This is a genomic window from Clostridium beijerinckii, from assembly GCF_018223745.1.
Taxonomy (GTDB): domain Bacteria; phylum Bacillota; class Clostridia; order Clostridiales; family Clostridiaceae; genus Clostridium; species Clostridium beijerinckii.
On record NZ_CP073653.1, the window covers coordinates 3,469,184 to 3,491,959 of the forward strand.

Annotated in this window: 19 protein-coding genes, 2 pseudogenes and 1 riboswitch; of the genes and pseudogenes, 6 read left to right on the plus strand and 15 right to left on the minus strand. The window is 28.9% G+C overall.

What is annotated here, in order from left to right:
• Nucleotides 1–26 precede the first annotated feature (26 nt).
• Nucleotides 27–110: riboswitch (cyclic di-GMP riboswitch) on the minus strand.
• Between the two features lie 419 nt (nt 111–529).
• The 9 genes and pseudogenes from KEC93_RS15585 to KEC93_RS15625 all read right to left on the minus strand — a co-directional run.
• Nucleotides 530–2,083 (minus strand): annotated as a pseudogene (locus tag KEC93_RS15585) (ABC-F family ATP-binding cassette domain-containing protein).
• Nucleotides 2,084–2,236: 153 nt separating this feature from the next.
• On the minus strand, nt 2,237–2,512 hold the full coding sequence (locus KEC93_RS15590) for a CD3324 family protein (protein WP_077867764.1): 276 nt from the start codon (nt 2,510–2,512) through the stop codon (nt 2,237–2,239).
• A 274-nt stretch (nt 2,513–2,786) separates the two neighbouring features.
• Nucleotides 2,787–4,004: an HD-GYP domain-containing protein gene (locus tag KEC93_RS15595; RefSeq protein ID WP_039773360.1), complete on the minus strand. Its 1,218-nt coding sequence runs from the start codon at nt 4,002–4,004 to the stop codon at nt 2,787–2,789.
• A gap of 268 nt (nt 4,005–4,272) precedes the next feature.
• On the minus strand, nt 4,273–4,452 hold the full coding sequence (locus tag KEC93_RS15600) for a (2Fe-2S)-binding protein (RefSeq protein ID WP_012059247.1): 180 nt from the start codon (nt 4,450–4,452) through the stop codon (nt 4,273–4,275).
• Between the two features lie 153 nt (nt 4,453–4,605).
• Nucleotides 4,606–5,226: a nitroreductase family protein gene (locus KEC93_RS15605; protein ID WP_077830279.1), complete on the minus strand. Its 621-nt coding sequence runs from the start codon at nt 5,224–5,226 to the stop codon at nt 4,606–4,608.
• Between the two features lie 81 nt (nt 5,227–5,307).
• The gene (locus KEC93_RS15610) at nt 5,308–6,009 is read right to left on the minus strand and encodes a pirin family protein (protein ID WP_023975500.1); all 702 of its coding nucleotides are present in this window, start codon (nt 6,007–6,009) and stop codon (nt 5,308–5,310) included.
• Between the two features lie 253 nt (nt 6,010–6,262).
• On the minus strand, nt 6,263–6,709 hold the full coding sequence (locus KEC93_RS15615) for a MarR family winged helix-turn-helix transcriptional regulator (RefSeq protein ID WP_023975501.1): 447 nt from the start codon (nt 6,707–6,709) through the stop codon (nt 6,263–6,265).
• Nucleotides 6,710–6,915: 206 nt separating this feature from the next.
• Nucleotides 6,916–8,361 (minus strand): FAD-dependent oxidoreductase, encoded by a 1,446-nt coding sequence (locus tag KEC93_RS15620; protein WP_077867765.1) that lies wholly within the window; start codon nt 8,359–8,361, stop codon nt 6,916–6,918.
• A 243-nt stretch (nt 8,362–8,604) separates the two neighbouring features.
• Nucleotides 8,605–9,009: pseudogene (locus KEC93_RS15625) on the minus strand (DUF2935 domain-containing protein); the annotation flags it as partial.
• Between the two features lie 211 nt (nt 9,010–9,220).
• On the opposite strand from KEC93_RS15625, the gene KEC93_RS15630 reads away from it, so the two are divergent.
• Together KEC93_RS15630 and KEC93_RS15635 are read left to right on the plus strand one after the other, a co-directional pair.
• Entirely contained in the window at nt 9,221–9,496 is a 276-nt protein-coding gene (locus KEC93_RS15630) for a metal-sensing transcriptional repressor (protein WP_012059254.1), read from the plus strand.
• An 8-nt stretch (nt 9,497–9,504) separates the two neighbouring features.
• Nucleotides 9,505–11,370 (plus strand): heavy metal translocating P-type ATPase, encoded by a 1,866-nt coding sequence (locus tag KEC93_RS15635; RefSeq protein ID WP_077867767.1) that lies wholly within the window; start codon nt 9,505–9,507, stop codon nt 11,368–11,370.
• A gap of 310 nt (nt 11,371–11,680) precedes the next feature.
• Here the strand turns inward: KEC93_RS15635 and KEC93_RS15640 are convergent, their stop codons facing one another.
• Nucleotides 11,681–12,184 (minus strand): GNAT family N-acetyltransferase, encoded by a 504-nt coding sequence (locus KEC93_RS15640; RefSeq protein ID WP_023975504.1) that lies wholly within the window; start codon nt 12,182–12,184, stop codon nt 11,681–11,683.
• A 424-nt stretch (nt 12,185–12,608) separates the two neighbouring features.
• Between KEC93_RS15640 and KEC93_RS15645 the strand changes: the two genes are divergently transcribed.
• Complete coding sequence (locus KEC93_RS15645; RefSeq protein ID WP_023975505.1) at nt 12,609–12,929, plus strand: hypothetical protein; 321 nt, start codon at nt 12,609–12,611, stop codon at nt 12,927–12,929.
• Between the two features lie 181 nt (nt 12,930–13,110).
• Here KEC93_RS15645 and KEC93_RS26845 read toward each other — a convergent pair whose 3' ends face one another.
• Nucleotides 13,111–13,281, minus strand: a complete 171-nt coding sequence (locus KEC93_RS26845; RefSeq protein ID WP_337250456.1) for a histidine kinase dimerization/phospho-acceptor domain-containing protein — start codon at nt 13,279–13,281, stop codon at nt 13,111–13,113.
• 150 nt (nt 13,282–13,431) lie between these two features.
• Between KEC93_RS26845 and KEC93_RS15650 the strand changes: the two genes are divergently transcribed.
• The 3 genes from KEC93_RS15650 (at nt 13,432) to KEC93_RS15660 (ending at nt 16,748) form a co-directional block, all read left to right on the plus strand.
• A complete protein-coding gene (locus KEC93_RS15650) occupies nt 13,432–13,833 on the plus strand; it encodes a ferritin-like domain-containing protein (protein WP_077867768.1) in 402 nt (133 codons plus the stop codon).
• A gap of 516 nt (nt 13,834–14,349) precedes the next feature.
• The gene (locus KEC93_RS15655) at nt 14,350–15,396 is read left to right on the plus strand and encodes a galactose ABC transporter substrate-binding protein (protein ID WP_012059260.1); all 1,047 of its coding nucleotides are present in this window, start codon (nt 14,350–14,352) and stop codon (nt 15,394–15,396) included.
• Between the two features lie 284 nt (nt 15,397–15,680).
• Nucleotides 15,681–16,748, plus strand: a complete 1,068-nt coding sequence (locus KEC93_RS15660) for a galactose ABC transporter substrate-binding protein (protein WP_012059263.1) — start codon at nt 15,681–15,683, stop codon at nt 16,746–16,748.
• Nucleotides 16,749–17,102: 354 nt separating this feature from the next.
• Here KEC93_RS15660 and KEC93_RS15665 read toward each other — a convergent pair whose 3' ends face one another.
• The 4 genes from KEC93_RS15665 to KEC93_RS15680 form a co-directional block, all read right to left on the minus strand.
• Nucleotides 17,103–19,112 carry a PAS domain S-box protein gene (locus KEC93_RS15665; protein WP_012059264.1) on the minus strand — a complete coding sequence of 670 codons (2,010 nt, stop codon included), beginning with the start codon at nt 19,110–19,112 and terminating at the stop codon, nt 17,103–17,105.
• Nucleotides 19,113–19,213: 101 nt separating this feature from the next.
• Complete coding sequence (locus KEC93_RS15670; protein ID WP_077867769.1) at nt 19,214–20,968, minus strand: sensor domain-containing protein; 1,755 nt, start codon at nt 20,966–20,968, stop codon at nt 19,214–19,216.
• Entirely contained in the window at nt 20,958–22,076 is a 1,119-nt protein-coding gene (locus KEC93_RS15675) for a GGDEF domain-containing protein (RefSeq protein ID WP_077867770.1), read from the minus strand. The genes KEC93_RS15670 and KEC93_RS15675 overlap by 11 nt, the downstream gene beginning before the upstream one ends.
• Before the next feature lie 104 nt (nt 22,077–22,180).
• Nucleotides 22,181–22,762 (minus strand): TetR/AcrR family transcriptional regulator, encoded by a 582-nt coding sequence (locus KEC93_RS15680; RefSeq protein WP_012059267.1) that lies wholly within the window; start codon nt 22,760–22,762, stop codon nt 22,181–22,183.
• Nucleotides 22,763–22,776 lie beyond the last annotated feature (14 nt).

A 22,776-nucleotide genomic window follows, 5' to 3' on the forward strand; every position in this document is an offset into this window, starting at 1 on the left:
AACTTAATATGTTTATGGATTACTAAGTTTTAATTGGTCGGTTGCACAACTAGCTCCAAATTCTCAAAGTGCCCAGATATAGAGAATTTTTCATCGCTTCCAATTGTTCTATTTTTTATAAATACACTTACCTAATATATAGAAATATTATCATATTCATGCAAAAAAATCAATAATGCTTAATATAAATTGTCGAAATTTATTCCATTAGCTTCCGATTATACTATTCTTATTTACAGTAGAAAATTTTTAATTATACGAAACTTCCCTGTACAACCATATCAATTCACTAGTTCTCCTTAAATTAATGCATCTCAACTAATAAGTACTTTTCTAAGATTCAAGAATGAAAAAAACTACGCAGAATCAAAATTAATTCGACTTAGGATTTTTTCATAATTTTATTTACCAATAAATCACAAATAAATGCTATATATAAATAGGACGAACCTTAAAAATAGATACTAAACGCTCTATTTTTAAGGTTTCTTTTTATACATTCTTATAGAATTACATCCGCAATGTAATATTATTTTCTAAAGCACCCCCATTCTTCACAGTTCCATATATCTGTAGCAATATCTTTATAAAATTCCGATTCATGACATACTAAAATCATGCTTCCTTCATATTCTTTTAACGCACGCTTTAGTTCATTTTTAGCATTAATATCTAGGTGATTTGTTGGTTCATCTAATACTAATACATTTGTATATTCATTAATAAGTTTGCATAACCTGACTTTGGCTTGCTCTCCTCCGCTTAATATATTAATGGGGCTATCTATATGCTGCCTTGTTAATCCACACCTAGCCAATTCTCTTCTTACCTCCGTTTGAGTTAGGTGAGGAAACTCACTCCAAACATCATATAAAACTGAATTAGTGCTATTCCATGCAATTTCCTGCTCAAAATATCCTATTTTTCTATGCTCACTTAAAGTAATTTCACCATTTATAGGTTTTAGCATTCCAAGTAAGGTTTTTAGCAGAGTAGTCTTTCCTAATCCATTAGCTCCTGTTACTGCAATTTTTTGTCCTCTTTTCATTTTTAAGTTTAAAGGTTTGCTTAAAGGTCTGTTATATCCGATAATCAAGTTGCTTACTTCAAGGATTATACTTTCTGGCATTTTTACAGTTTTAAAATTAAAATGAGGTTTTATAATTTCTTTTTTTATTTCTATTCTTTCAATCTTATTAAGTTTCTTTTCTCTTGATTTAGCTTACTTTGAAGTTGAGGCTCTTGCTTTATTTTTTCTTATATAATCTTCAAGCTTTTCTATTTCATTTTGTTGTTCTTTATATTCAATCAATCTCTGTTCTTTTCGTATTTCGTATAGTTTAATAAAATAATCATAATTCCCTTCATATCTTGTTAATACTTTGTGCTCAAGATGATAAACTACGTTTACTACATTATTTAAAAAAGCATTATCATGTGATATTAATATAAATGCATTTTCATAATTTGCTAGATAATTCTTAAGCCATTCAATATGCTCTTCATCCAAATGATTAGTCGGCTCATCCAGTAATAAAATATCTGGCTTTTGCAAAAGTAATTTAGCGAGTAAAATCTTAGTTCTTTGCCCGCCACTTAAAGTTGAAACATCTTTATCCAAAAGTTCCTTAATTCCAAGACCTACTGCAGTTGCCTGTATTTTAGAATTAATGCTATAGAAATCATCTTTATCTAATATTTCTTGCATAATAGCAATTTTATTTAAAGATTTTTCCATATCCTTCTCACTCATATTTTGAATATCAATATATAAACTATTAATTTTACTTTCTATATTAAATAAATTAGCAAATGCTTCTTTTAAGAAATTTAACGCATCAATTCCTTCTTTCAAATCAACCAATTGATCCATATAACCAATGCTGAATTTATTATTCCACTCAATAGTACCTTTATCTGGTAATATCTGATCAGTAATGATTTTCATCAAAGTCGATTTTCCTTCTCCATTAGCACCAATAAGTCCAATATGCTCTCCTTTTAATAACCTAAAAGATACATCATTAAATAATATTCTATCGCCAAATGAATGACTCATGTTTTCAATTGTTAAAATACTCATATTCTACATCTCCTTGTGTCCTCATAATAAATGATATCATCATGTAATATGAAGACCAAGTTTAAGAATAAATCTGTAATGTTTATAATCATACTGAAAAAAGGCATATTCTCCATAGTAATGACTGTGAAAAATATGCCTTTTCTCTTATATTTAAGTAGAATTTTTTTGTTTCCTTATTATTCTTCTAATACTACCTTCAGTTAAAAAATACTGTTCAGCTAAAATTTTAACGGACATTCCAGATGAATACTTATCAAAAATTTCTTTATCTCTTGCACTAAGATATCTTTTAGTCTCAGTATTTTCTCCCCATGATTTTTTGTTTTCATTTTTTCTTGGTATATAGATATATCCACCATCTGTATATTTTTGAATTAGTTCAATTATATTATATGGCAATATATTTTGTGCTTTTTCATATTTCATAATTTCTTCGCTCCACTCTACATTTAATATCTAAATGAAGATGCAAAGACCTATTATAATATGAAAAACTTAATGTTGATATATTGGCTCCAGGCAAAAGTTTTTCACATATTATAATCTTTGCATGGAGCTAACTACTATTACTAGAAACATAATGAATTCACTTCCTTTTTATTCTATAATATTATATCACAATAACTTGTGTCAATTTTGACGCTTTGAGCCTCAAATTTAATTCTTATTTCTAAATCCTAAGAAGATACTTCATTATAATTTAACTCAACTTACTAAAAACATAATCAATATCTCTAGTTATTTTAGTATCTATAAATCCATTGTCCATCATACTTTTTAGTATTTCCATTGCCTTTTCGTGGGCTAATCCCTCTCTATATGGTCTTTCCTCTGTAAGTGCCTGATAGATATCAAGACAAGTCATAAGACGCGAATTAAAATCTAATTCTTTATCTGTCATCCCAATAGGATATCCTTTTCCATTTAACTTTTCATGATGATTTGAAGCCCACTCAGTTATATCCTCAAATCCTTTTATTTCTTGAAGTGCTAATCTAGTGTACTCTGGATGTTTCATTATAATTTTAAATTCCTCATTAGAAAGTTTATCAGGCTTGTCTAACACATCATTTGGCACTGCTAGTTTACCAATATCATGAAGATCTGCAGCAATAATTAGCTTCATCTTTTCTTCCTTCTCTAAGTTATAGAAATCTGCCATAATAGCCGCCTTCTCTGATAAACCCTGAGAATGCCTTTGAGTATAGCTAGATTTAGAGTCAATAATCTTTGACAACACATTAGTTATACCATGAATCTCTTCAAATGATAATTCCAGACTATGCTTTGGAATTCTTTTTTCTAATTCTATACTAATAAAACTATTTTCTAAATTCATCCAGAACTTTTTCTCTTCAGTAACTTTAAAAAACGCTTTTACAATTCTTGAAGAAAATGATATATTTTCTTGATTTCTTACAAATTCACAAACTTTGTTTTGCATATCTTGATTATTATTCTGCAAATCAAAGGTCTTTTCTAAAGCATCTGCGATTGCTATAATTTGCGACATTAGAGGAATTTCTTCTCCTCTTAAACTAAAGAATCCTGTGCCATCATACCTTTCATGATGGTACTTTATTATATTTTTCACATTAGTAAGCAATGGATAGTTTTTAATATTACTTTCTCCAATTGTACAATGTTCTTTTACACCTTCTAATAATGCTGCATTTTTTAATTCTTTTGTAGCTAATTTTTCATGCAGGCTATATTCACTTAACCCATTGTCATGAAGCATTGCAAGTGCAGCTACATCATGGAGCTCTTCTGAATTCAGCCCCAGTTCTTTAGCAATACTAATTGAAATATATGCAGTTCTTTTTCCATGGTTAGATGCCATCCCGAGAATATCCATCTCCACAAAGTCTAAAGCAAATGAAACAGCCATTAGAAATTCATTTAACCTAAATAACATAATCCTCCTCCTTGTTACATCAAACTTATCTTTTGTATAAAAAAACGAAAATAGTATAAAAATATTTTATACTATTTTCGGTACTTTTACCACAAAATTAGTTCATTTACCAATTATGCTATCTGCTGTTATATTTTCACCGAATTTTTACTATGTCTTTAAAAAGTATAAGACTACTGTATAAATATGCATTAAACAACTTATACAGTAGTCTTATATTATATATAGTATTTTCTACTTCTAATGTGTTATATATGGTTATGAAATTCTATTTTCCTAATAATTCATCAACTAATGCTTTATTGTTTTCTACGCAATGCCCACAGCCAGTTCCTACTTCAGTTTTTTCTTGAACTTCTTCAAATGATTTTGCGCCATTAGCAATAGCATTCTTTATGTCTTTTACTTTAACATTTTTACATCCGCATATTACTTTATCATCATCCATTATATTGCCTCCTTAGTTATTGTTAGATTAAATATAAAGCTTTTTACACTGAATAGTTTTAACACTTTTATTTTTATTATGTATACTAATAGTGAAATTCAAAGCTTTTACACCCTAAATCCAATATTAATATTTGGGGTGTAAAAGCTCTGATCAATAAAATTTCACAAATTCAGCAGCAGGCTTTCTATATCCTCTAATTTTATTACTACTCTTGTCCATTTTCCCCATAGTAATCATTAAAACTGGAACTTCGTTCTCTGGAATATTTAATAACTTACCAATTTTCTCCTTCTCAAAATAAATCATTGGGCATGTGTCCCAGCCTTTATTTTTAGCTAATAACATAAATAGCATTGCTGACAATGAGGCATTTCTTATAGCTTCATCATGTTTAAATTCTTCTCCCCAGCCTTCATAAAGACTATTAATAGTATTAAGCATGATTTCATAATCAGTTTTATCGATCATTCCAAGCATCATTGAGCCTTCATAAATTTTATCTGCTGATAAGTATGCGTTTTTATCACCTGTTACAATTATGGTTGCTGAAGCAGTTTTTATTTTGTATTGTTTAAATGATGCATCATAAACTTTCTCCATAAGCTCCTTATCTTCTACAACATAGTACCTAGCATGTTGCAAATTAAAAGCAGAAGGCGCCAGTGAAAGTTCTCTAAATATATCATTAAAATCTTCTCTAGGTATTTTAATATTTTCAATAAATTTATTAGCTGATCTTCTTTCTCTTACAATTTTTAAAAAATCATTCATTATTAACCCTCTTTTTATTCTTATTTTGTTTAAGAAATTCAACCAACCTCCCTCTGAAGATTAGTTGAACTTATACAATTCTTAATTTTCTTTCTTCATTTCTAAAATCAAAATATGAGATGTCTTTTTAGCTTTGATTAAAATATCTTCCTCAACTATTTCCATTCCATCTCTATTATTTAATTCAATGTCATTTATTATAGCGCCACCTTCTATTTGAACCAAATAGGCCTGTCTCCCTTCATTAACTTGAAAATTAATTTCTTTTCCCTTATCAAGTTCCAAAGAATAAACATTTATATCTTGATTTATTTTTATTGGCGCATTTCCATTTTTACTTGAAACCATATGAAGCCATTTATTTTGTCTATCGCTCCAGTCAAATCTATAATCTCCATAATTAGGCTTATAATCTTCCTTATCTGGGAATATCCATATCTGTAAAAATCTCAACTCATCTTTTCCTAAATTATGCTCGCTATGATATACGCCTGTGCCAGCACTCATGTATTGAACATGACCACGAGTTATTGTATTTTTATTTCCCATGCTGTCTCCATGTGTAAGTTCACCGTTAACTACATATGATATTATTTCCATGTTTCTATGTGGATGAGTATCGAATCCAGTGTTAGATTCAACTAAATCATCATTTATAACTCTTAAAACTCCAAACTTTATATTATGTGGATTATAGTATTCTGCAAATGAAAAATGAAATTTACTTCTTAACCATCCTAAATTACTACTGCCCATATTTCCGCTATCAATTACTCTTAACATTTTTTATCCTCCTCCATTTTATCTAACTCTATCAAATTTTAGATCATATTCGCAAAATATAATTTATAAATAAGTAATAGATAATAGTAAATATTTAAAAAGTATTACTAATAAACTCAAAGAGTTTTTCTACTACTCCTACTTTTTCACTCTTGCTTTTTGCTCTATTTTAAAATATGGTTAACACTTCAGTACTAATTAGTTAATTACTAATTAGTACTATTTGTTTAAAAACTAAGGTGTAAGTTTCACTTTATACACCTGATAATTTCTTTAACATATTTATTAGATCCTTTTTTTCTTCAACACTTAAAGCGCTAAAAATTTCACTTAAATTATCTACATGTTTAGGGAAGAGTTCACTCATAAGCTTTCTTCCTTTTTCAGATATGCTTATTAAACTTGCACGTCTATCCTTAGGATCAGGACGCCTATCGATCAAATCATCTTTAGCCAAGTTATCTATAACAACAGTCATATTGCCACCAGTTGAAAGAGTTTTTTCTAATATTTCACTGACTCTTAAATCTCCCTTATGATACAGTACTTCAAGCACCCCAAATTGTGAATAAGTCAATCCTCCTTCTTTAATGATCTTAAGTTCTCTTTTATTAACACTTTGTATGCATCGGCTTAATGCTATAATAGCCTTTAAATTTAAATCATTTAATTCTCCATAAGTAACTTTATTCTTATTCATGGATATAATATTATTACTAATTAGTAATAATGTCAAGGTATCATATCAAAATAGTTTTCCCAAAAACAAAAACCACACAAAAGCTTCATTGGTTTTACCCAAATCAAAAAAAGCTATCTAAAACTCAAATATTTTAAGACAGCTTCTTCAACGTATAGATTATGTATGTTAAATAATATACTTATGCTATTATCTATAACATATTACTACACTTCATGAAGGCATTTATTAGTAGGACTTTCAATCCAGATTCCCTCATAATTGTATCTTGAACCATGGCAAGGACAGTCCCAAGTCAAATCATCAGCATTCCATTTAAGTTCGCAGCCTAAATGAGCGCACTTTGTTGATACTGTATATACTTTGCCTTCATTATCCTTGTAGACACCAGCCTTTTCACCTTTATATTCTATAATACCTCCATGACCATTTCCAATACTATTTAAGGTTTCCTCTGGAATATTTATCCTCTCTGCTATAAAATTTTTTGCAGTTATGACAAGATCCTTTGCAGCATTTTTCATGGATGCTGACATGTCAAATCTTCTTGGCGAGAATATTTCAGAGAAGTCATTTTCCTTTTCAAGAATCATATCACTTATTATCATTGCTGCAACCATTGAAGTTGTCATTCCCCATTTTTTAAATCCTGTTTCAACATAAATATCAGGAGTTTTAGATGAGTAGTGACCTATATAAGGTATATTGTCTAATGTTATACAATCTTGAGTTGACCAATGATATTTCTCTGTTGCATTTGGATAAAATTCTTTAGCAACCTTTCTTAATTCCTCGTATGCTCCCCCTTCTTCATTTTCCCCAGTTCTTCTGGCTGCACCATCAAGTATTAATAGATTCTTATAATTTCTAAATGAATATGTATTTTGATCAATACCTTTATACATTCCCTTAACATCTTGCGCATTTTCTAAAGCTATAGCATATTCTCTTTCTTGATGCATTCTCATAAAATAGTAACCTGGAGTATTTAAGAATGGATAATGCGATGCTACAACTATTTTATTCGCTTTAATTTTCATATCATTCTTTGTAACTACAGTATTATCTTCAGTAATATCAAGAGCTACTGTATTTTCATAAATAGTTAATTGTTCTGAAATTGGTCTTAGGAATTTTAGTGGATGAAACTGCGCTTGATTCTTAAATTTCAATGCTTTTTTAGCTTTTATAGGAATATTTACTTCATCTACAAGCTCCGCATCAATTCCTAATCTTTTCGCTGCATTATATTCGTTCTCAATATCTTTAATGTTGTCGGAAGTATACAAGTATGCATCTTTATGCTCAAAATCACAAGCAATTTTTTCTGCATCAATTATTTCCTTGTATCTCCTTATAGCAAGTTCATTGGCTCTTGCATATTGACTAGCTCCATCTTCTCCAAATTCTTTAATTAATTTATCATAAATTAATTCATGCTGAGATGTTATTTTAGCAGTTGTATTTTTAGTAACTCCTCCTGCTATACTTCTAGCATCAATTACAACAACATCTCTTCCACTTTTACTTAGCATATATGCTGTGAGCAGTCCTGCCATTCCAGCACCTATTACAAGAATGTCACATTGAATGTCTTGATTTAAAGTTTCTCTTTTTCTAAAATTCACTTCATAGCTCCATACACTTTCCATGTAAATCACCTCATGCTTAGTATTCCATTTTTTTAGATACTATACACGAATTTCTATTAGTTCCTACAAATAATATCAAAACCTCAGAATTGCGAAAAAAGAGGCATAAAACCTTCTGAATCGGCCTTTTTCATAATTTATATCAACAGGTAGCAACATGTCAACATGTTTCACTCTAACATAATAAAAGGCTTCTAACATAACAATAAGTATTATGCTAAAAGTCTTACCACAAATAATTTGTTATTCTAACTCCCCAACCCTTTTAAATATTTTTAGTAATCGCAAATAATGATTTGCTTCACGCAAAATATGGTCACCTAATAGTGGTACTATTATGAATTTAATTTTACACTCTAATAACCCTACTGTACCTTGTTCTTTAAATTTACCTATTGCTAAAGTCGCTTTATAACTATCATCTGTAACTTTAGAAAGTGGAACTGATTGGTTCATAGCTTCCCTTGCTTCCATTGTTAACTTATCAAACTCACGTCCAAAGTTATTTGACATATTTATTAATTCATCTTCTGTTGGATCAAGAAGTCCTCGAAGGAATTTTGCATGTTCAGCCATAATTCTATTCCAGAAATATTCCTGCTCATAAGCTTCTCTCTCTAAATCAATATCTTTGCGTTCCTGCAATCTAGTTCCATTGACTGTCAATAAATCCATAATGTAATTGGATTGCTCATTTTATAAAAGTAATTAATATTTTTGGAACATATGCAGCCAAGGTATTCCAATTCTTACTAAATTTATTACAAATAGTAATTGACAAAAATGATTATCATTATTAATATATACCTATACCCCCTAGGGTATAATATCAAGAAAATTAATTAAGGAGGATGCTAATATGCGTCAATGTATGGATGTTCCAAAAATTCAAACTAGAATAAAAAAAATTGAGGGTCAACTTAGAGCTATTTCAGAAATGATAAATAAAGATGTTCCTTGTGAAGATATTTTAATACAAATTAATGCTGCAAAAAGTGCATTACATAAAGTTGGTCAGGTAGTTTTAGAAGGACATTTACAACACTGTGTCCGTGATGGCATTGAACATGGCGATGCTGATAAAACAATTGCTGAATTTGCTAAAGCAGTAGAGCATTTTTCAAGGATGGGATAGGTGATAACATGAGTAAAATAAAAGAATTCTTTGAAAATGAAGAAAAACGTACTTTTCTATTTTTATTTTTATCTGCTTTTGCATTGCTTATTAGTTTCTTACATATTGTAAATTTCAAAATTGATATAGCTTGGGTGGCTATTATTTTATGTGGCTTCCCTATTGTAAAAGGCGCCATTGAAGGACTTATAACTGAATTTGATATTAAGGCAGACGTCTTAGTTGCCATTGCACTTGTTGCATCTATTTTAATTGGAGAAACTTTTGCTGCAGGTGAAGTTGCTTTTATTATGACATTGGGCGCGTTATTAGAGGAACATACTGTTGCTAAAGCCCGTGCAGGTATTGAAAAGTTAGTAAATCTTACTCCAAGGACAGCTAGAATTGTACGTGATGGAATTGAAAGTATAATCCCTGCTGAAGAAGTTAAGGTTTTAGATATTCTCCGTGTGCTTCCTGGCGAAACTATTGCTGTTGATGGTCTCATTATTTCTGGACAAACGTCTATCAATCAAGCCGTAATGACAGGTGAATCTATGCCAGTTGATAAAGGTGTAGGTGACGAAGTCTTCAGTGGAACAGTTAACCAATTTGGTGCATTTGATATGAAGTCCACAAAGGTTGACGAAGATAGTTCCCTAAAAAGAATGATCAAACTTGTTGAGTCTGCTGATGCAAGCAAAGCTAAAATTGTTGGAATGGCAGATAAATGGGCTACTTGGATAGTTGTAATTGCCCTTGTATCAGCAGCTGGCACTTGGTTTGTTACAGGAGAAATTATTCGTGCTGTTACAATACTTGTTGTATTCTGCCCTTGTGCTTTAGTTCTTGCAACTCCTACGGCCATAATGGCTGGCATAGGAAATGCTACAAAGCATGGTATTCTTGTTCGTGAAGGTGACGCACTTGAAAGATTAGCAAGTGTAAAAAGAATTGCATTCGATAAAACTGGTACTTTGACATATGGAAAGCCTGATGTTGTAGCAATTGAAAGTTTTAATGAAAATATTAATTCAGAAAAACTACTTGAAGTAACAGCTTCTGCTGAACTTCGTTCCGAGCATCCTCTGGGTAAATCAATAGTTTCACACTTTAAAACCACGTCAAAATCTATCCCTGAAGATCCTCAACGATTCGAACTTATAGCTGGCCGTGGTGTTAAATCAATTATCAATGATGATACAATCTTTGCTGGAAATGCTGAACTACTAGCTGAAAGTTCTATAGAAATACCAAATAAAATATCGGACAAGGCATTAAGTTATATAAAAGAAGGTTGTACCGTTATCTATGTAGCTGTTAACTCACAAACTTCTGGTTTTATAGTTTTATCTGATACTTTACGAAAAGATTCTAAGTCAATGATTAAAAAGCTAAGCTCAATCAATGTAGAAAGTATCTTATTAACAGGAGATAATCCTAAAGCTGCTTCTCATATTGCTAAAAACGTAGGTATTATTAATGTTCACTCTGAATGTTTGCCAGAAGATAAATTATCTGTAATTGAAGAATATCAAAATAACAATGAAATGATATGTATGATAGGCGATGGAATTAATGATGCTCCTGCACTAAAAAAAGCATATGTAGGTATCGCAATGGGCGGTGTTGGAAGTGATATTGCTGTTGATGCAGCAGATATTGCTCTTGTTAGTGATGATATAAAAGCTCTTCCACATTTACTCAGTCTATCACAAAAGACCATGAATACAATCAAATGGAATTTATCTCTTTCTATGCTACTAAACTTTACAGCTATAATACTTGCAATGACAGGTATCTTAAATCCGATACTTGGAGCACTAGTTCATAACTTAGGCTCAGTTGCAGTTATTATAAATTCAGCATTACTATTAAACTTCAAAAGTGAATAAAAGATTTATGCATTTTATTATCATAGTATTATTTCCCATATTAATTCACTACCACAACATACATGAATTAATATCTGTATAAGTGATTTTTACACAAATATACAGCTTTATAAAGTCAAATAGGCCGAAAATAATACTTTCGACTTATTTGACTTTTTCACTCATTTCCTAATTTGTAGTCCTCATCATCATAAAAAAGTAACTAAGCTATAATTCTACTAATTATAAATTAGCATTGTTATATGATACTACTCACCTCCCGTGGCGCTTGTCTCCATTATTTACAGAAAGAATAGGACTATTTATAAGATTATAGTATCCTCTCAAATGCTATTCTTTTATTTCCGTCTTCTAAATAGATTATCCCACAATACTGGAATTTGTTTTTCTTAAGCAACTTTTGCATAGATATATTTTCTTCATGTGTATCTATTTTTATGCTATGTACCCCTTTACTTAAACAAAGTTCTTCCACATTTTTAATAATTTTAGATGATAAGCCTAATCCTTTATAAGTGTTATCTACAGCTATCCTATGAATAACTGCATATTGGCTATTAGTAATCCATTCGCCTTCATAAATAGAATCATATGTTTTTTCTCCGTCAAAAGAAACCGCTGCCGTAGCAACAATATTATTGTCTTTTAATAAAATATAGCTATGTTTATTAGCAATATCATTTCTTATTGTTTCAGAGTTAGGATAATTGTTCTGCCATTGATTAATTCCTTGTTCTTTAAAGTAAGATTGTGCCTGCTTAATAATGTTCATTATATCATTTATATCTGTTTCAAATGCTTTTCTAAATTCCATTTCTATTCTCCTCTATGCGAATAAATTTATATATTTCAATAAATAATCTATCCTCTAATTAAGTTTATACGTTCTAGTCCTAATTGAGCAACTTATCAAACTTTCAATTACCACTAGTGTATACCAATTTAGTTTAAACCTCAATTATATTTTCATAAGGCTTAGCTAAATACTGCGCTATTCTTAAATAACTCTATAAAATCACGGAATAAAAAATAAGCGTAAATACTACCAAAAATCATTTAGTAATATTTGCACTTAGATAATACTAAAGTACATTAAATTATTGTTTATTAATATCCATTACCACTCATTTGCTTTAGACAAACTTATAATGCCACTTATACAATCTTTTAAAGAGAATATATTTTCTCTACCTTCACATAATAAATCTGAGATAAGATTAATGAAAGGGGTTCTTAAATTGAAGAAATTTATTTCAATATTTTCTATTTTTTTATTTCTATCATTTAGCATTACTACTGCTACAGTAGCTGATATAAATCAACCACGAACTTTTAAAGAAGGATTTTATAACATACGAGATTTAGGCCTTATGGAAAATGTTTCTTACAGTGTACAGAATTTATCTGAATATAGAGGATTTATGGTTGTATTTGATTCTGAACAGAAAATACAACAAGCTATTTCCTTAGATCCACGCTCTCAAAAGTTTCCACTTAAACCCATTCGAAATAGTGATAGAATTGTAATATTGGGTCAAGGCGCGTTAACTTTTTCTTAAATAAAATTACATTTCTCAATTATCGTTTATAATTAAGAGTATATTTTCTTTAAATACTGTACATAATTAAAATGCAATTTCATAGAACAAAAAAGAGATAGCTTTATTATTATCTACCTAGTTTAAATGCTATCTCTATTTCTTTTTATTTTTTAGTTCCAAATTATTATCTTAAATATACTCAAAGTTCAATAATCATATCATTCATCTCATCAGATTGTGTTATTATCCTGCTTAAATAGTTATCAATTCTAACTTTATCAGAAGCTATCATTCCTAATTGAACTAATCCTCTAATTACTGATAATGATTTTTTAAAATCATGAACGGCTGTTGTAATTAATTCACTTATTGATTTTAAATTAACTTAAAATATTATGGGAATATATATTTAATAGAAATAAAATTCTATTGACATTAATTTATTAAAATGTTAATCTGGTTTTGTTCAATTTAATTATGTTATATATTATTTTAATCAATTTTAATATGGAGGTTCGTTATGAGTTTAATTGGTCTAACTAAAGGTACAGATTTAGAAGAAAAAATTAATGAAATGTGGAAAGCAGAAGCAATAGGTGCTGCAACTTATCAAGCTTTTGCAATAGTCGCTCAGGAAAAAGGTCTACCTGAATTAGCAGATGAACTAAAAAAGATTTCTGCTGATGAGGCTCGTCATGGCGGATTATATGCATCACTAAATGGCCATACAAATGAAAATTTACGTGATGCTTTGAGTTCAATGTCTATTGGGGAAATCTCTGCAGGAGAAAAAATAAAAGAATTATCTAATATTCTTGATAAATTAGGTCTTAAAGAAGCAGCTCAAGCTGTACATACTGCTGGCGAAGATGAGTGTAGACATGGTGAGATTTTAAAAGAGTTGATTGAAAAATATTTATAGTGGATGAACTAATATAAATCTAACCTATAATTAATTTATCTATAATAAGCTCTATAAAAATATAAGTTTAATTCAAAATGCAAAAAATATAATAACACTAAACTTGAGATTTTGATTTGAAGCTTAAGTTTAGTGTTATTGCACACAATTATTTTTTAATTTTTATAACTCATCTCTAACAAGTCTTTTTGATCTCATCCTTCTATCAATTCCTTTTTTCTGAAATTCATATGAATTAGGCTTTTCCTTAATGACTATCTAAAATTCTTAAAAATTATTTCAAAAATCTTATTCTTATTATTCATATCTACAATTATAGTCTTATATAGTTTTCGCACTGAAAATTTAAAGTTTCAAGTTAATGCTTATTATTTTTATTAAGTCACTTTAATCTTTCTAAAGTTTAACTACAAGCATGATTATAAATTTTATTCCATATGCACAGGTTCGAATAAATTTTATAAATAAAGAAAGCCTATGAGTATATAGTTAAATTAAAACATATGGAGGATTAAAATGAATTTATTAAAAAAATCGAAATTGATTATTATAGTTATTCTATTATTATCAAATATAATTCCATATAATACATATGCTTTACAAAACACTACCGCTCAACCTCAACTCAAAGTAGCTGTATTTATAAATAATTTCGAAGATTTATTTCTTTATGAAGTAAAGAAAAATTTAGAAGATATTCAAATTGAAAATGCAGGTAAAGTTGAATTTACCTTTTTTGATGCAAAAGAAAATCAAAGTATTCAAAATGAGAGCATTGAAAATGCACTTAATGAGGATTTTAACCTTTTTGTAATACGTCCTGTTAGTAAAAGCCTAAACGATATTGAAGGTACTTTTAATAAAATACAACAAAAGAATATTCCATTAATTATCTTATACGAAAAAACTCCACCGATAGTAAACTTACTTAGACCTTACCGCAATAGATCTATAATCCTTAATACAGATCTTGCTCAATCTGGTATTCTTGAAGGTAAAATTCTAGCCAATGCTTGGAATGCAAATAAAGATGCTCTAGATAAAAATAAAGATAATATAATGCAATATATTCTCATAAAAGGTCCATCTGATAGCAATATAACAGCTCTAAGAAACAAATATTCAATTCAGGCAATAAATGAATCTGGAATAAAAACTCAGGAAATTTCATCAGTCACCTGTGATTTTCTAGAGGAATGCGCAAGAACTTCTGTAGCGTCGCTGTTTTTAAATTACAGTAATAAAATTGAAGCCATAATAGCTAATAGTGATTCCATGGCAATAGGTGCTGTTAAGGGACTTCAAAAATATGGATACAATAAAGGAGATTCCTCTAAGTATATTCCAGTTGTTGGAGTTGATGCCTTACCAGAGGCACAAGAACTAATTGCAAAAGGATTTATGACAGGTACTGTTAAGCAAGATCCACGCGAACATGCAAATGCAATTTATTCTATAGGAATGAATTTAGTTTCTGGTGCTCCTCCTCTCAGCGGTACTAATTATAAATTTGATGAAACTGGAGTCGCAATTGAGCTGCCTTATTCTGAATATGTTAAATAATAATAAGTTCCTTAATTGTAAATTTATACATCTTTATCATTTATGCATATACTTGTTCTAAAATAATATTTTTATAAGTCCCTTATCTTTAGGGGCTTATTTTTCATAAAATTTTACTAGTACACACTAGCTTGTAACTCGTTAATAAACTTATCTAAAAAGATATTTACTTTATTTTTATTGCACTTTTTATTTTATAATCTTAGAATAAATTTTATATTTATACCAAACCTAATGATGAGTATTATGATTTAAAACAGTTACATGAGTTGGAGGATTATTTGATGAAGACATTTCAAAAAATAATAGTATTCATTCAAATTGTGTTAATTATATTCATACTAATAAATATATCTCAAGTTAATACATTTGCTAGTTCAAGTTTAAATGTTAGCAATAGTAAAGTAGCTAATGTTGCAGTATTACTATATAGTTTTGATGATCCCTATATGTTAGAAATTAAAAAGAGTTTGGAGAATATTGAAAATCAAAATAAAGATAAAGTCCACTTTACTTTTTATGATGGAAAAAATAATATGGCTGTACAAAACGAAACAATAGATTCTCTTCGCAAGAGTAGTATTGATTTATTTATATTGAAACTAGCTGATACAAAAGAAGAAACCATAAAAAACATCATGCTTAATCTAAAAAATGTTCCAATTATTTTTATGGAAGTTATTCCCGAAGTTGTATCAAAAGTTTCCAAACTTTACAGTAAAGCTGTTTTTCTGTATTCAACTTCAAGCCACGAAGGTGTTTTGCAAGGTAAAATTCTTGTAGATAAATGGAATACTGATAAGAAATTTTTAGACAAGAATAATGATAATATTTTGCAATACATTTTGCTAAAAGGTGAAGCTAATAACCCATATGCTATTGAAAGAACAAATGATGTTATTTCAACAATTAATGGAGCCGGGATACAAACAGAACAGCTTGCTCTAGTAAATGCCAATTGGTTTAGAGAATTAGCTAAAACTTCAGTTGATAATCTATTTCTCAAATATGATGGTAGAATTGAAGCAATAATTGCTAATAATGATGCAATGGCTTTAGGCGCTATTGAAGCACTACAAAAATATGGATATAACAAAGGGAACAAAAATAAGAATATAGCCGTTGTTGGAATTGATGGTCTGGAAGAAGCCAAAAATTTAATAGACAAAGGATTAATGACTGGCACCCTTATTCAAGATACGAAAATGGTAGCTGAAGCCTTTTATAATATTGGAATGAATTTAATTAACAATGAACCCCCTATAGCAAATACACCTTACAAACTAGATAATGGAGTAATTACGATTCCAGAGTCTTATAAGCCATATACAGGTCCAGTTATTAGCTCATAAACAGTCTAAAGAATTTAAAAATAGCGAGTATACTTTATAAGTAGACTCACTATTTTCTTAACTTAAATACGTTGCCTAAACAGCATTCTACGAACTACTATATATAAAACTTACCATTAGATTTAAAATTCATTTTTTCCTATCTCTTTTGCTTATAGCAACCAAAGCACATGCAATAGCAGCACCTACTGCAATTAAAATAGAATTACTCATTAAAATACTCCTTCAAACTCCTATTTATAATTGACTATAACATATTTAAAAATATATCACGATTTACTCATCGAAATCAATGTTTTCATTAATCGCTGATTAAATTATAAATCGAATGTCATTATTTCTCTTTCATAAATATTATATAAATCTTAAGATAACATTCTTTAATTTATTCATATCAAATGGTTTAGAAATATAGTCATCCATTCCAACCTCGATACATCTTTCTCTATCTCCATTCATAGAATAAGCTGTCATAGCTATTATATTAACATGTTCCTTTGTCTTTATTTCTTTTTCTCTAATTATTCTAGTGGTATCATATCCATTTAATTCTGGCATTTGAATATCCATGAGTATTAAATCAAATGTATTTTCTTTTAGCTTTTCTAACGCCTGCTTCCCATCATATACATACTCATATTCATATCCCAATCTATTTAGCATTTCACAAGTTATCTTAATATTTATTTCGTTATCCTCAACTAATAATATCCTTTTATTTTTGCTTGAGACTATCTCATCATCTCCTGCATTTAAATTATCATTATTTATATTTTCTGCATAATTCACTAAAAATTCTGCTGTAAAATAAAAGGTGCTTCCTTTATTTTCAATACTTTCAAACCATATGTCCCCATTCATTAGCTTTGCAATATCTTTTGAAATAGCAAGTCCTAGCCCCGTTCCATCATATTTTTTAGTGTAAGTCATATCTTGTTGGATAAATTTTTTAAAGATATCATTTTTAAATTCTTCTTTAATCCCAATACCTGTATCCTTCACTGAAAATTCTAATGTTAGCTTATTATTTGTAGTATTTAATTTCCTTACCTTAAACATTATTTGACCCATTTCAGTGAATTTAATAGCATTATTAATAATATTTATAAGTACTTGATTTAATCTAATTTCATCTCCTATTAAATCAAAGTTTATATATGGATCAATATAGTAAAATACTTCTAAGTTTTTTTTACTGCATGCTATAGATAACTCTTTAGTAATCCTATCTAGAGTTTTTTTCATATTAAACGGCTTTAATATAAGTTCAAATTTCCCTGACTCTATTTTAGAAATATCTAAAATGGTATTTAATATTCCTAGTAACAATCTTGATGAATTACTGAGCATGTCTAAATATTCTTTTTGATTATTATTAAGTTCAGTTACCTTCAATAAGTCTATAATTCCTATTATTCCATTCATAGGAGTTCTTATTTCATGGCTAATATTTGCAAGAAATTCACTTTTAGCTTTGTTTGCTTTATCCGCTTCTTCCTTTGCTTTTTCTAATTCCTGATAATTACTTCTTAGCTCTTCTTCTATTGCTATAAGTTCTTCATATAGAGCTGATATCTCTTCATATTTATCTCTTAACTCTTTTTCCACCTTTTTATTTTCTGTTATATCTCTAGTGATATTAGATGCTCCAATTAAATTTCCTTCAAAGTCGTAAATAGGTGAAACTGTTATTGAAACATCAATTAACTGACCATTTTTCTTTCTTCTCTTAGATTCGAATCCCCTAACTCTTTCTCCATTTTTTATCTTTTTAATTATTTCATAAAAATCATTAATTTTCTCATCAGGAATTATGATAGATATGTGCTTTCCAATCACCTCTTCTTTTTTGTATCCATAAATATTTTCAGCACCTATATTCCAACTTGTTATAATTCCATCTAAAGTTTTTCCTATAATTGCATCCTCAGTATTTTCAACTAAAGAAGCTAATCCCCTAATTTCTGCTTCACTTTTCATTCGGTTTGATATATCTCTTATTATACTTAAAACAAATCTATCATTACTAATTTCTATTCCTATTGATTTGACTTCTACTGGAAAACTAGTACCATCACTTTTAAAGTGAATAGTTTCAAACTCAACATCACCCGATTTAGCTTTTTCAAACTGCATGATTGCAAGTTCGATTCTTTCTCTATTTCTTAATTCAAATATATTCTTAGAAAGTAGTTCTGCTTCAGTATAGCCATAAGTATCCACTGCCTTTCTATTAACTTCCAATATATTACCTTGACTTGAAAACAAAATTATTATGTCATTAGCATTACGTATAGCAGCTTCATATATTTGCAAATAATTATACTTTTTTTTATTAATATTTTCATTGGTTTCACTACTCATCTATCACCCCTCCTTAAATTCCGTAAATTAAATAACAAACGAATAAGATAGCATAAAATATAATTGTCGTTAGTATAGCATAAGCAGGCCTAATAGTTCATTTAATCATTTTTTAGCATTTTCTCAAGTTCCTCTTCACAAACTGGTTTACTGAAATAATATCCCTGAATTATATTACATCCTAAATTCATTAATTCATTAAGTTGCTCTTTAACTTCAACCCCTTCTGCTATAACCTTATACTTTAAACTTTTCGATAAGCTCAAAATACACTCTATTACTGCTCTGTTCTTATCATTCCCAATATTATCGATAAAAGATTTATCTATTTTCAAAGTATTTATAGGTAGGATTGTTAAATAACTTAGAGATGAATATCCAGTTCCAAAGTCATCAATTGAAATATTTATACCTTTTTTTATTAGTTCATGTAAATCAGCAATTTTCTCATCATCTAATTCAATTAAAGTACTTTCGGTTATTTCTATTTCAATTAAACTTAGAGGAATTTTGTTTTCTTCACAAGTTTTTATTATTTTGTCTTTAAAATCTCTTTCTTTTATTTGAACAGGTGAAACATTTATACAAATATTATTAAATTCATATTTCCTCTCCTTAAGCTCTCTAATTTTACGGCATGCTTTCTCAAATACCCAATCTCCTATATCTACAATTATTCCAATCCTTTCAGCTATTGGTATAAATTCAGCTGGAGATACAAAACCGAGCTTTTTACTATTCCATCTCAATAACGCTTCAAATGCAACTACCTTATTATCTAATGCATCAATTTGCGGTTGATACACAATGGAAAATTCATTTTTCTTAATTGCTTCTTTTAATTCATTTTCAATTATTATTCTTCTTGTATATAACCTACTTAGAGCTTGTTCGAAAAAGGTGTATGTGTTTTTTCCATCTGCTTTAGACTTATACATTGCTAGATCTGCAAATTTTAGTAGATCATTCATATTATTGCTGTCTCTTGGGAAAATTGATATTCCCATGCTTGTTGTAATATACAGATGGTTTTCATTAAGTTCGAATGGATTCTTGCAATATTTTAAAATTGTATTACACATATCTTTTACTTTTTCTATAGAATTAACTTTTTCTATAATTACAATAAACTCATCACCGCCGACTCTGTACAACTTCCCATAGTCCTTTATACACACATGTAATAATTGTGAGAATACTTTTAACATAAGATCACCATAGTCGTGTCCTAAGGTATCATTAATCGATTTAAAATTATCTAGGTCTATGAAAATTATGGCTCCTTCCTGACTCAGTTGAATATTTTTATCTAAGATATTTTTTATATCCATTAGAAACATATCCCTATTTGGAAGGTTTGTAAGAGAATCATGATACAAATTATCTGCAATTCCTTTTTCTCTTTCCTTTTCTTCAGTTATATCATTTACCAATCCAAATATACGAGTTACACCTTCATCTTTCTCTTTTATGCCATTTCCTTTAAACAATACCCACTTCAATTTATTATCTTTAGTAATAATTCTAAACTCGCTCACATATAAGGTCACTTTATCTGCAACAAAAAAATTTAAATCAGTCAATGCATCCTCTCTATCTTTACTTATAGCTACTTTTTCAATACAATCAATTAAACTGCTAAAATCTTTTGAGTTATAACCAGTAATTTCTTCCCATGCATCAGAAATAAAGAAACTGTCCTCCTTTATATTCCATTCCCAAACTGCTATATTAGCTTCATCTATTGCTTGTTTATATTTTTTTAATATTTCTTCATAATCCAAATCACTTTTTTCTATCTCCATAACAGATTTCTTTGCTCTCCTTAAAAATAAGTTCATTTGATTATCTTTCATGATTATAACCTTCTTTATGGTTGTTCAATTCTTTCATATACTCTACTATCAGATCATCTAAATGCTGGCTTATAGTTAATCCATTATCTATATCTACGTTTCCATCAAGTGTGCAGCAAACTTCATTCAAAATTTCTCTTACAGCACTTATATTTTGATTTAACTCTGATAATTTGATTGTTTTTTCTTTAATATTCGTTGAATCAAATTCATACATACTTTCTTGATTTACAATTGTCCTATTTCTTCCACTAGCTTTAGCTTTATAGAGATTCTTATCTACTTTTGATAATAAATCATAAATATTCACATCTTCATCAGAAGCTTCGTACACGCCAAAACTTGCTGTTATTTTTATCTCAATACTATCATAATTGAAAGATGTATTTTCTAATACTTTTCGTATCTTCTCGGCAACTTTATACGCATTTTTAGCCTCAGTATAATTTAATATTATAATAAATTCTTCTCCACCAAATCTACCTACCCAGTCTGACTTACCTCGGACCGATTTCAATATTAGATCTGAAAAATCAATCAGTATTTTATCCCCTATAATGTGACCATATTGATCATTTACTTTTTTAAAGAAATCTATATCTGCCATAATTATCGATAAAGGCATTTTACTAATTTTCATGTAGTTAATATCTACAGGGAGTCTCTCATTTATATACCTTCTATTATATAATCCTGTCAATTCATCTTTAATTACCTTTTCATTCATTGAGATAATTAATTCTTCCACAAAGTCAGAATCCTCAGTCATCTTATGAAATACGCTTCCGATATTGGTAATATCCTTTAATATTTCCACAATATATGTCCTGCCATTTAATTCTACTGGTGTTGCTGTGATTAAGACAATTTTTTCTTTATCATACTCTATTTTTACAAATGTATCATTGTTGTTATATGCTCGCATAGAAATACAGTTTTCACAAAATGTATGTTTCTTCCACAACAAATAGCATGTGCCATTTAGCCCTTGTAGCTCATTGTCCTTAACAAGAGCCGCTTTTTTATTTATTGGATCCACTATTCTTATAACATCATATAATTTTTTAAAAATAGATAGCCTTTCTTTTACTTGGTCTATTACTTCCATAAGATTCCCTCCCTTTTAAATTCAAAATCCTCTCAATTCCCATAAAACTTGCTTATTAAATTCATATGTACTTCTTAAAACCTCTTTTAGAATTGTTCTTCTTGTTACATTAATTCAAAAAATATATCCCATAGCTTTGAAACAACTTTATCGTTTATTCTTATATTTGATGTTATCATTTCATAAAGTAAATAATCCTCAAGCTTTTTACATTTAATCAAATAACTATTTATATTTTTAGTTATAAATTTATCATTATATTGAGGATTACCCATGATATCAAGAATGATTTTGTTTTCTTCAGCTATATAGAATTTATATTTTTCTCGTATTACATTTGCTATCTCTTCTGGTGGAAACATGTGGCATCTAAGAATAAACTTTCTCTTGGATATATCTGATACATAGTACTCTATCTTCTTTTTTAATAGAGTATACAGCTTTTCCTTAAGAGGGATATTCTTGTCCATTGTCTCAATACTCTCCATGTAATCAATATAATCTTTATAAATATAATCATAAATATAGAAAAACAGATCCTGCTTTGACTTATAGTAAAAATATATTGTTGATGCTTTAACTCCAACTTCCTTGCAAATATCTCTAATATTAGTAGCCTCATATCCGTTCTCCAGAAAAAGTCTAAAAGAAGTATAAAATATTTTATCTCTTGTTGAATTTTCCAAAATACTTACCTCCA

What these genes read in the sequence shown, in the direction of transcription:
- KEC93_RS15590 (WP_077867764.1), bottom strand. Translation starts at nt 2,512, where the DNA reads ATGAAATATGAAAAAGCACAAAATATATTGCCATATAATATAATTGAA.
- KEC93_RS15595 (WP_039773360.1), bottom strand. Translation starts at nt 4,004, where the DNA reads ATGTTATTTAGGTTAAATGAATTTCTAATGGCTGTTTCATTTGCTTTA.
- KEC93_RS15600 (WP_012059247.1), bottom strand. Translation starts at nt 4,452, where the DNA reads ATGGATGATGATAAAGTAATATGCGGATGTAAAAATGTTAAAGTAAAA.
- KEC93_RS15605 (WP_077830279.1), bottom strand. Translation starts at nt 5,226, where the DNA reads ATGAATGATTTTTTAAAAATTGTAAGAGAAAGAAGATCAGCTAATAAA.
- KEC93_RS15610 (WP_023975500.1), bottom strand. Translation starts at nt 6,009, where the DNA reads ATGTTAAGAGTAATTGATAGCGGAAATATGGGCAGTAGTAATTTAGGA.
- KEC93_RS15615 (WP_023975501.1), bottom strand. Translation starts at nt 6,709, where the DNA reads ATGAATAAGAATAAAGTTACTTATGGAGAATTAAATGATTTAAATTTA.
- KEC93_RS15620 (WP_077867765.1), bottom strand. Translation starts at nt 8,361, where the DNA reads ATGGAAAGTGTATGGAGCTATGAAGTGAATTTTAGAAAAAGAGAAACT.
- KEC93_RS15630 (WP_012059254.1), top strand. Translation starts at nt 9,221, where the DNA reads ATGCGTCAATGTATGGATGTTCCAAAAATTCAAACTAGAATAAAAAAA.
- KEC93_RS15635 (WP_077867767.1), top strand. Translation starts at nt 9,505, where the DNA reads ATGAGTAAAATAAAAGAATTCTTTGAAAATGAAGAAAAACGTACTTTT.
- KEC93_RS15640 (WP_023975504.1), bottom strand. Translation starts at nt 12,184, where the DNA reads ATGGAATTTAGAAAAGCATTTGAAACAGATATAAATGATATAATGAAC.
- KEC93_RS15650 (WP_077867768.1), top strand. Translation starts at nt 13,432, where the DNA reads ATGAGTTTAATTGGTCTAACTAAAGGTACAGATTTAGAAGAAAAAATT.
- KEC93_RS15655 (WP_012059260.1), top strand. Translation starts at nt 14,350, where the DNA reads ATGAATTTATTAAAAAAATCGAAATTGATTATTATAGTTATTCTATTA.
- KEC93_RS15660 (WP_012059263.1), top strand. Translation starts at nt 15,681, where the DNA reads ATGAAGACATTTCAAAAAATAATAGTATTCATTCAAATTGTGTTAATT.
- KEC93_RS15665 (WP_012059264.1), bottom strand. Translation starts at nt 19,112, where the DNA reads ATGAGTAGTGAAACCAATGAAAATATTAATAAAAAAAAGTATAATTAT.
- KEC93_RS15670 (WP_077867769.1), bottom strand. Translation starts at nt 20,968, where the DNA reads ATGAAAGATAATCAAATGAACTTATTTTTAAGGAGAGCAAAGAAATCT.
- KEC93_RS15675 (WP_077867770.1), bottom strand. Translation starts at nt 22,076, where the DNA reads ATGGAAGTAATAGACCAAGTAAAAGAAAGGCTATCTATTTTTAAAAAA.